Annotated in this window: 8 protein-coding genes; 5 read left to right on the top strand and 3 right to left on the bottom strand. The window is 38.3% G+C overall.

Annotation, left to right across the window (positions count from 1 at the left end; genetic code table 11):
* Nucleotides 1-821, top strand: an 821-nt coding sequence (locus E1140_RS04590) for a sensor histidine kinase (RefSeq protein ID WP_221412631.1), incomplete at its 5' end; no start/stop codon positions are given.
* 22 nt (nucleotides 822-843) lie between these two features.
* On the opposite strand, the gene E1140_RS04585 is transcribed toward E1140_RS04590, so the two are convergent.
* Complete coding sequence (locus E1140_RS04585) at nucleotides 844-2,487, bottom strand: ABC-F family ATP-binding cassette domain-containing protein (RefSeq protein WP_155179511.1); 1,644 nt, start codon at nucleotides 2,485-2,487, stop codon at nucleotides 844-846.
* Between the two features lie 135 nt (nucleotides 2,488-2,622).
* Between E1140_RS04585 and E1140_RS04580 the strand changes: the two genes are divergently transcribed.
* Both E1140_RS04580 and E1140_RS04575 read left to right on the top strand, forming a co-directional pair.
* On the top strand, nucleotides 2,623-3,093 hold the full coding sequence (locus E1140_RS04580) for a hypothetical protein (RefSeq protein ID WP_155179509.1): 471 nt from the start codon (nucleotides 2,623-2,625) through the stop codon (nucleotides 3,091-3,093).
* Nucleotides 3,094-3,168: 75 nt separating this feature from the next.
* Complete coding sequence (locus E1140_RS04575; protein ID WP_155179506.1) at nucleotides 3,169-3,573, top strand: DUF2452 domain-containing protein; 405 nt, start codon at nucleotides 3,169-3,171, stop codon at nucleotides 3,571-3,573.
* A 2-nt stretch (nucleotides 3,574-3,575) separates the two neighbouring features.
* Here the strand turns inward: E1140_RS04575 and E1140_RS04570 are convergent, their stop codons facing one another.
* Entirely contained in the window at nucleotides 3,576-4,730 is a 1,155-nt protein-coding gene (locus E1140_RS04570) for a YncE family protein (RefSeq protein WP_155179504.1), read from the bottom strand.
* Between the two features lie 2 nt (nucleotides 4,731-4,732).
* On the bottom strand, nucleotides 4,733-6,715 hold the full coding sequence (locus E1140_RS04565) for an LVIVD repeat-containing protein (RefSeq protein WP_246202707.1): 1,983 nt from the start codon (nucleotides 6,713-6,715) through the stop codon (nucleotides 4,733-4,735).
* 261 nt (nucleotides 6,716-6,976) lie between these two features.
* Between E1140_RS04565 and E1140_RS04560 the strand changes: the two genes are divergently transcribed.
* On the top strand, nucleotides 6,977-8,872 hold the full coding sequence (locus tag E1140_RS04560; RefSeq protein ID WP_155179502.1) for a M61 family metallopeptidase: 1,896 nt from the start codon (nucleotides 6,977-6,979) through the stop codon (nucleotides 8,870-8,872).
* Between the two features lie 162 nt (nucleotides 8,873-9,034).
* Nucleotides 9,035-10,255, top strand: a complete 1,221-nt coding sequence (locus E1140_RS04555) for an NAD(P)/FAD-dependent oxidoreductase (RefSeq protein WP_155179500.1) — start codon at nucleotides 9,035-9,037, stop codon at nucleotides 10,253-10,255.
* The last annotated feature ends 27 nt before the right edge of the window (nucleotides 10,256-10,282 follow it).

Below are 10,282 nucleotides of genomic sequence, written 5' to 3'. Positions count from 1 at the left end.
AACAAAAAGTATTGAATATATCCATTATTATCATTTTGGCTATAGTATTTGTTTTAGGAATAGTTCTTTTGTATTTGTTGATTATGAAGCGTAAAACCAACGCTGCTCTTAAAACCAAGGCGGTAGAATTACAAAACGCCAATGTGCTCAAGAATAAAATGTTGTCGATTGTATCTCATGACATTAAAGCACCATTAAACAACTTGCACGCTTTAATAAACCTTGTTAAATCTGGTCAAATAACGGAAGCAGAATTTCAGAAATGGATAGCTGATTTATCAGGCCAGGTGAGTATAACAAGGGATTTTTTAAATGGGCTTTTGTATTGGGCTAAATATCAAATGAGTCATGATTTGGTCAAAACGGAGGTTGTTGAATTAAAACCTCTGGTAGCCAGTGTTGTTGAAATACTGTTACCTCAAATTGAAGAAAAGGGTATAATAGTCAATAACCTTTCGCAAGTTGAAATAGCTGTTAAGGCGGATAGAGAAGTAATAGTTTTAGTTCTTAAGAATTTATTGTCGAACGCGATAAAATTTTCTCATAGAAATGGAAAAATCGAAGTTAAGTCTGTTATCAAAGAAAGTAAGGCCGAAGTAATTATTAAGGATAATGGTGTAGGTATAGAAGATAATAAGTTGGATAAGCTATTTGATTTTGAATCTCCATATACGACAAAGGGAACATCGGGAGAAGTAGGAACGGGGCTTGGGTTAGCGTTCTGTAAAGAGTTTATAGAACTTAATGGAGGCCAAATTTGGGTAGATAGTAAGCTTAATGAAGGCACTACTTTTCACGTTTCAATACCTTTATCAGATTAAAAACTTTATTAGATGCTTACGATTAAACCTTTTGAGAGCGCTCCACCTCTTTCAGATTCTCAATCTTCTTATTTCTTAAGAATCCATTGATATCTTCGAAATGTTCTTTTACTCTTTTGTTGCCAAATTCAAACACCTTGGTAGCCAAGCCATCAAGGAAATCTCTATCGTGAGAAACAAGAATGATGGTGCCTTCAAATGATTTTAGTGCATCTTTTAAAATGTCTTTGGTTTTGATATCCAAATGGTTTGTAGGCTCATCGAGAATTAGCAAGTTGACAGGTTGAAGTAATAGTTTGATCATTGCCAATCTCGTACGCTCACCTCCTGATAGTACCTTAACTTTCTTCTCTATGGTATCGCCACCAAACATAAATGCTCCTAAAAGGTCTTTGATCTTAGTACGCACATCGCCATGAGCGATTTCATCTACTGTTTGAAATACGGTCAGATTCTCATCAAGTAATGAGGCTTGATTTTGAGCGAAATAACCGATCAGGCTATTATGGCCAACTTGCAGTTTCCCTTCAAAATCGATCTCACCCATTATAGCCTTTACTAGTGTAGACTTACCTTCACCATTCTTACCTACAAAGGCTATTTTCTCCCCTTTTTCAATAGTAAAAGACACATCTTGAAATACAGTGTGATCACCATATTTCTTGCTTAAGCCGTCAGTGATAACAGGATAATTTCCTGAGCGCGGAGCTGGAGGGAATTTGATGTTTAACGCTGAGGTATCTACTTCATCAACTTCTACAATTTCCATTTTCTCCAGCATTTTCACTCTTGATTGCACCTGTAGGGTCTTGGAATAGGTGCCTTTAAAACGATCGATGAATTGCTGAATATCTGCAATCTGCTTAGCCTGATCATCAAATTGCTTTTGTTGCTGTTCTCTACGCTCTTTTCTTAGTTCAAGATAATGACTATAGTTGGTTTTATAGTCATAGATTTTACCTGTAGTTATTTCTATGGTCCTGTTAGTCAGGTTATCAACAAAAGTCTTATCGTGACTAATTACAATAACGGCTTTGGCGCTATTTTTAAGAAAATCTTCAAGCCACTGAACCGACTCAATATCAAGGTGATTGGTAGGCTCATCCAATAATATAAGATCAGGGTTCTGAAGAAGAATTTTAGCCAATTCAATACGCATTCTCCAGCCACCACTAAATTCGCCAGTAGGTCGACTGAAGTCCTTTCTTACAAAACCTAAACCCAATAATGTTTTTTCTATTTCAGCGTCAAAGTTAATTTCTTCTATGCTGTAGTACTTCTCACTAAGCTCTGACACCTCTTCAATAATTTTGCTGTAGGCATCAGATTCATAATCTGTTCGCGTTTCCAGTTGGTGGTTAAGCTCCTCCATTCTGTTTTTCATCCACAGAATTTTAGAAAATGCTTTTGACGTTTCTTCAAAGACAGTGCAGTTATCTTCAGTTAACAAATGTTGTGGTAGATATGAAATAACGGCATCACTGGGTGCAGATATTTTACCTTGTGTTGGCTTGTTTTCCCCTGCTATTATTTTAAGCAAAGTGGATTTACCAGCCCCATTTTTACCCATAAGGGCAATACGGTCATTTTCATTCACATTAAAAGTGATGTTACTAAATAGAGTAGTACCACTAAACTCAACACCTACTGCGTCAACTGAAATCATAATTATTCGAATTTGGCCGCAAAGGTATCAGAGATTAGAATTAAAAAGGGGTTTGATTATAAATTAGTTTTATTGACAGGCTGATTCTAATTTAAATTATTGAAGCACTTAATGGAAGATTATTATCTTCAAACTATGAAGCCAGCCACCCTAGCCGAACTTAAGAAAGAACTGAAAGTACGAAGCCCAGAAGAGCTACTGCAAATCTGCCTTCGACTTGGGCGGTTCAAAAAGGATAATAAGGAGCTACTCTCTTACCTCTTATTTGATGCTCAGGACGAACAGGGCTATGTAGAGGCTATCAAATATCACATTGATGACTCTATGGAAGAGATTAATACATCGCACATTTACTACGCGAAAAAAGGGCTTCAGAAAATATTGAGAGGATTGAATAAATACATCCGGTACTCTGGCAATAAACAAACCGAAGTTGAAGTTCTGATTCACTTCTGTGAAGCGATAAAGGAGTCGCCTATTGAGGTTAATAGAAGTAATGTAATCGCTAATCTTTATGATCGGCAGGTTAATAAAATACATAAAGCCTTGGCCAAACTTCATGAAGATGTCCAGGCTGATTATCAGCTTCAGATTAGTGAATTGTAAAGAAGTATTTAAATTTGATTGTTGGTAACAAAGACGGCCTCCAGGCGTTTTTTAAGTATCAGATTCAGAATCACCATGGTAAAAAAGAAGAAACCGGATAACATAGTTTATAATGTAGACGAGGAGAAATATGATGCAGCGCTCAAACCTTATGGTACTAATATAGGCGCACCATCAATTCATACCGGACACACTATAGCCTGGAAAAACAGAAATTTAGATAAGGTTAATAAGCAATTTGGGGCGCGCTATGAAGAGATAAAAGCTCAGTATGAAGCTATGATGGAGCAATTTGAATATAATGAGCTCGTCTATGGTGCTAAGTTTAATTTTGAACCTATAGTAGGTTACACTTACCATATGTATAAAGACAAACATCAGGAGCTATTTTTATCAGTAATAGCTCCCCATGAATGTGATTTTGATTTCGTTGGGTCTTTTAAATTAAATGCAGATTTGATGTGGGAGAAGGTAGGGTAAAGCTACTCTTGCTTCCAAAAGATGATTCCTCCAGCCTGCTTTCCCATATCAACAGAAGCTACTTTAGCCGCCTTTTTTAGGTCAATAACGTCCATTGTTCCAGGCTCGCCACCTATACCCTCAACAGAGATGAAAGCATACTTACTGTCTGACGAGATGGTTACACCATGAGACACCTTACGGGTATTTTTAACCCTTGCTAATTCTTTGTTTTTAGACAAATCCCACACACCAGTTTCACCACTGCCTTTATAAGTGGCTACCAGATATTTACCGTCAGGAGAAATGTCAACATTATAAGGCGCTTTGCCGGTTTTTAACCGGTTGGTTATTTCCCATTTGTCAAGGTCTACTTCCAAAATCTCATCTGAGCCATTGCCTGCTACATAGACCTTGTTGTTGGTAGGGTGGGGTATAACCCAAGTAGGTTTAACCTTACTATGAAACATCTTTTCATGATTCATACTGCCATGGTTCATTTTTGAATGATCCATTTGACCATGATTCATCTTGCTGTGATCCATACCAGCCATACCACCCGTGCTGGCCATTTCCCCCATTTCTTTCTTTTCTTCACCATCTAGTTTTAGTACACGGTCTACCTTGAGTCTTAGGGTATTAATTTCAAATAACTCGCCTGACATCATACCTACTGAATAATGATGCATGCCGTCCGGAGAAATTCTGGAGCCATGAGGCATAACCCCAGTCTCGATGCGCTGCACTTCTATCATTTCTTCAGGATCCACTACAGACACCGTGCTAGGCACCATGTCACCATGTAGATTGAAGTTAACGCAATACAATAAACCCGTAGCTTCTGATATCTGTAATGATGCTGGGAATAAGCCTAATTCAACTGTCCCAACAACTTCATTGGTTTCTGTAGAATATTTATATAATGTGCCATATGGGTTGCCATGTGCCAGTGATAAATACCAATATTTACCATCTGGGCTCACATTGATACCATGTGGGCCTTCTATTTCAGCAGGCCAAACACCAACAGGAATTGTCTTTTCAACAACTGCCTCTTTGCCATCAAATTTAATCAGCGCCACTTCATCTTCCGATTCTGCAGTAACATAGATATAGTAATTCTGCCCAACACAAATTGAGCTTAAGCTGACTAAAAATATTAAGAGTAAACTTCTCATAATTACTTAGTTTGAACTTCTGCATTTTTAGGAACTACTGGCTCAAGCTTAGCTGACCATAAGCCACTGTTCCAATCAGAATAGAAAATATGGCCTTTGTATGGCTGTGCACCCCAGGTAAATGGAGCATTTTTTACATATCCATCAGGATCTTCAGGCACAATCCAGGCAATTTCTCTTCCCTGACGGTTAAGGTCGCCAAGTAGCTCACCACTTAAGTCAACAACTCTAACACCAGCATTGTAGAACGCTGCATACAAAATATCATCTTCAATCCAGTAGTTGTGCGACCCGGCAAATGGAACTTGAAACCAGGCTACTTCTTTTGGGTTATTTAAATCAGAGAAGTCGATAACATGAAGGTAGCCAGCTGCTCTGCCAGGTTTTCTTCCATCAGGATCAAGACCATAAGGGAATTCCTCATCTCCTAAAATCACATAAAATTTACCAGTCTTCTTATCCTTATAAGGGAATGCAGCATGGTTTGATCCACTAGGGTAAGCATAGCTTGCAAACTGCACAGGATTTGAAGGAGAACCACCAGCAATACCGTTTCCTACATCAACCAGTTGTACACCATCATCCCAGTTAGAAGAGTAAGCAATGCCATTGTCTATCCACACATCATGAATAGAATGTCCAGGAGTATCTAATTCAAACTCACCAACAATTTTCGGATTCTTAGGGTCTTCAATATTGATTGAATAGTATTTTCTGCCCGCACTTAAAGCATAAACATGCTTTTTGTAAATGAATACATTGTGCACACCGCCTGTTAAATTTTCAGAAAACTCGGAGATGATAGAAACATCTCTCGGGTTTTTAACATCAATAATTACCAGACCATTTTTTCTGTTAGAAGCACCTTCACGAGAAATGACACAAACGGTACCATCTTCAGAAACTTTAACATCATTCACGGTACGAGCATCAACTTTTACAGAGTCGATAAGTACTAAAGCAGCAGGGTTAGTTACATCCCAGAAGTATGCGGTGCCATCAGCTCCCCATGTTCCAGTTACTGCATAATCCTTACCATCTACGCCTTCCCATATCCATAAGTCAGAAGTATGTTTTGTATTCACAGAACCTCGGCCTACCTGCTCAATTTTTCTTGATACATTTCTTTTTGCCGCACTTACTGTTACTGAAGCTGCCGCTGGGCCACTTGTAGCATTAAGGACATACAGTCCTGGCTGATCAGCCACAAACTTACCTTCTTTGGTCATCATACCAGATGGAGCAGCAGACACATCATAAGACTCTCCTGAAAATGAGTAGTTGATAGGTGCATCAGTTACAACCTTACCATTTTTGTCTTTGGCAACGGCTTTCAATGTAAACACATCTCCAGACCTGCCTTCTGTCATATCCGTAGTTAATTCAATTTTGGCGATTGGATTTTCTATAATATTTAAATCCAGTTTGGTAGTTACACCATCTACAGAAGCCGTAATGGTTGATTTTCCTTCAGCTACAGCTATTACTTTATTGAATGGGGCTGGTTTTACTATCTTCTCGTTAGAAGAGGTAAGCTTTACTGTGATTTCAGGTCTTTCAAACCCCGCTTTATCATATACCTTGATATCTAAAGGGAAGGTAACGCCTGCATAAATTTTAGTGGGCACCTCGCCAATCTCAATTTTAGCCAGAGCTGCAGGTGCAATAGTTACTTTTATATTGGCGCGGAGCCTGCCACCATCTGGGTTTGGGCTTATCACCACTACCGAATATTCACCATGTTTAACCGCAGTGGCATATCCGGTGCTGTCTACTACAGAAAGTGCGCGCGCATCTCTTGAATAAAAAAGATATTCACGGCCTGATACTTTGTTTCCTTTGCTGTCTACAACAGCAGCCATTAGCTGCACAGACTCACCGATTTTCAGTGTGATGGGTTCAGTATTTACCTTGAGGGTTAAATCTTGTGCGAAAAGTGTCCCGCACATCAATAATGCGAGTGCTATTAATTTTAATTCTTTCATGATAGGTTTTAGGTTAAGGATCATGAATTTAATGAATAATTACCATTGATCAATAGCCTCTATTTTAAACTTGATGAGCGGTATCACTATAGATTACACTCAATATTTTAAGAAAAATGTAATCACCCAATTTTAGGGGTAAAAGGATGCTTTCTATTACAGCTGCTACAGCTAAAACCTTGTTATCAACCACTTGTATAAATAAAATAAACAAGTAGCTGCATTGCCGTTTATTTGCACCGAAATCGTTTTAAATAAAATATGAGAAAAGTAATTAGCGCTTTACTTCTAATAGTGATGGTAGTAGGGCAGGTAGCAGCGACTACAGGCCCTGAGGGCAAGATGTATAAATTTAAGGTAGATCTTACAGTAGTAAAAGATGATAGAGTACAGGTGGAGTTACAAGCACCTAAAATTGACAAAGATGAAATCATCTATTATATGCCTAAGATTATTCCTGGTACTTACAGCATAGCAGACTATGGCCGTTTTGTTATAGATCTTAAAGCTTTAGATAAAAAGGGCAGGGAGCTGGAAGTTGAAAGACTTGACGATAACAGCTGGAAAATTCTAGGGGCTAAGAAGCTCACAAAACTTACTTACTGGGTAGAAGATTCTTATGATTCTGATAAAGCAGGCCCAAATATTTTTCAACCAGCAGGGACTAATATAGAAGATGGTAAAAACTTCATCATCAATACGGCTGGATTCTTTGGCTATTTCGAAGGAATGAAGCAGATGCCAATTGATTTTGACATTGTAAAACCAGAGAACTTTTATGGTGGGACTGGATTGATTTCTAATAATGTATCTAACCTTAATGCCTCTTTAGAAAAGGAAAATACTGCAAGTGCTACAAAAAATATTGACAGCTATACTGTAGAGAATTATGATCGATTGATCGATTCTCCACTGATGTATTCGGAGGCGGATACCGCTATTATAAAAGTAGCCAATGCAGAAGTGTTGATCAGTTCTTACTCACCTAACAAGATGGTTTCTGCTAAAGATATAGCAGGAACGTTAAGTGAAATACTGACCGCTCAAAATCAGTATTTAGGTGGAAAATTACCAGTAGATAAATACGCCTTTGTATTTTACTTTACCGATCAGCCGGTAACATCATATGGTGCATTGGAGCATTCTTATTCATCAGTGTATTATATGCCAGAAAATAGAATAGTAGCTATGCAACAACAACTCAGAGACTTTGCTGCTCATGAGTTCTTTCATATAGTTACTCCATTAAATATCCACTCGGAAGAAATACATCACTTTGACTTCAATGACCCGAAAATGTCTAAGCATTTGTGGATGTACGAAGGGGTGACAGAATTCTTTGCGGGTAACATGCAGGTGAAGTACGACATTATAAGCAAAGAGCAATATCTTCAGGTGTTGAGCCAAAAAATGTCAATTGCTTCTCAGTTTTTAGATACTGTAGCATTTACAGATATCAGTAAATACACACTGGATAAATATTCTAATCAGTACTATAACGTGTATCAAAAGGGCGCCCTTATTGGGATGTCTCTTGATATTTTATTGCGCGACCTATCCCAAGGCGAGTACGGGGTACAGAATTTGATGGCAGACCTCGCTAAAGAGTATGGTAAAGATCAGGCATTTACTGATGACGAGCTGTTTGGTAAAATCACTGAATTGACTTATCCAGAAATTGGAGAGTTCTTGAATACTTATGTAGGAGGAGATGAGCCGTTGCCTTATAAAGAGATATATGAGAAAGTGGGTGTCAACTATTCACCTCAAGAGTTCTATAAAGCAGTTGATCTTGGTCTAACACAAGCTTCACTTGGCATTGATTCAGATTTGGGTGCTCTCTATATTAATAATAAAGACGCCCTTAATGAATTTGGTAAAGCTTTGGGCTTTGAGAATGGAGATATACTATTGCAAATCAATGGTGACGACATTCCTTCTTTAGGACCAGAACTGCCAAATTTTCTTGGCCAGAAACAACAGGAGCTTATAGTTGGTGAACCTTTTTCTTACACGGTAAAGCGAGGAGAGGAGGAAGTAACGCTGTCTAATGAAGTTATAGAAATTGATAAGGTAAGAATGCACGGATTGTCTTTCGATGAAGATGCCAGCCAAGAACAGATTAAGATTCGAAATAGTTGGCTAGAAGCTAAGTAATAGAATCAGAACTTATTAAAAAGCCTCTGCATAAACTGCAGGGGCTTTTTGCTTTTTAGTGTTCATAAACCTTCCGTTTATCAGGTTCTAACCTGATGTGTGTCATTCCTAATTTCTTTGGTCAATACTAAATTTATCTCAACAAAACGAAAGGAGTTAGTCATGAAAAATATAGTAATACTAGGAAGCAATTTTGCTGGTTTTACAGCAGTTCTTCGTTTGGCACGCAAACTGAAAAGAAAAAGGGATACGTATAAAATTACTGTCATCAGTCCTAGTGGTGATTTTCTTTATGTTCCTTCTTTAATCTGGGTTCCGTTTGGCAGAAGAAAAATTAATGATATTAAGTTTGACTTGAGACCAATTCTCAGAAAAAATAAGGTCGATTTTATTCAGCAGGCCGCAGAGCGTGTTGATCCTGATAATAATCTGGTTTACCTACCTGACAACAAAACCGTAAAGTATGATTATCTGGTGGTAGCAACTGGCGTTAAAATGAATTTTGATATCATAGATGGGCTAAAACCAGAGGATAACAAAATTCAGAACATCGTCATTCCAAAACTGGCCAACAAGACACTAAATGCATTTGAAGAATTGGTGAAAGACCCCGGTCCTGTTATTGTTGGTGCTACTCAGAGTGCCAGCTGCATGGGTGCTGCTTATGAGTACCTTTTCAATATGGACAAAGAGTTGAGAACAAGAAAGGTGCGCGACAAAGTAACCCTTTACTGGATAACACCGGAACCATACCTCGGCAATTTTGGAATTGACGGAATGCCTGGTGGAGAAGGCATGCTCAAAATGTTTATGAAACTATACAACATCAAATGGATAGTTGATGCAAGTATAGAGACCATTGAGGAGGATAAGATCATTTTGAAAAATGGTGAAGTACTACCTTATAAGATGGCCATGCTCATGCCTCCATTTGAGGGCGCAGATGTTATGAAGGCAAGTCCTAAGCTGGTAGATGCAAAAGGTTTTGTAGAAACTAATGCAGCTTACCAAAGCATTTATTATGACAATGTTTTTGCAGCCGGTTTGGCAGTAAAAGTTGCTCCTCCTTTTGAGATTAAAAACACTCCTTTCGGTGTGCCAAAAACAGGGTATCCAAGCGATGTTACCGGCAAGATAGTAGCCGAGAATATTTACAGACTCATAACTGGTAAAAAGAAACTAGTCGAAAAAGAGTGGGGAAGAATACCAGCACTTTGTGTTATGGATGCAGGAAGAAAAGAAGTTTATCTTGTTGCAAACCACTTGTTTAAACCAAGACAGTTTGCCATTATGTTGCCCAATATCTTTAACGACTTCGGTAAAGTTTTGCTAGAGAAATACTTCCTCTGGAAAAACAGACATGGATATGCATGGCTACCCTGATTGGCACATGGTTGAAAAAAGAAAGGC

The organism is Fulvivirga lutimaris, assembly GCF_009711525.1.
Taxonomy (GTDB): domain Bacteria; phylum Bacteroidota; class Bacteroidia; order Cytophagales; family Cyclobacteriaceae; genus Fulvivirga; species Fulvivirga lutimaris.
The sequence above is the reverse complement of the archived record's forward strand: the minus strand, read 5'-3'. Positions and strand labels throughout refer to the sequence as shown.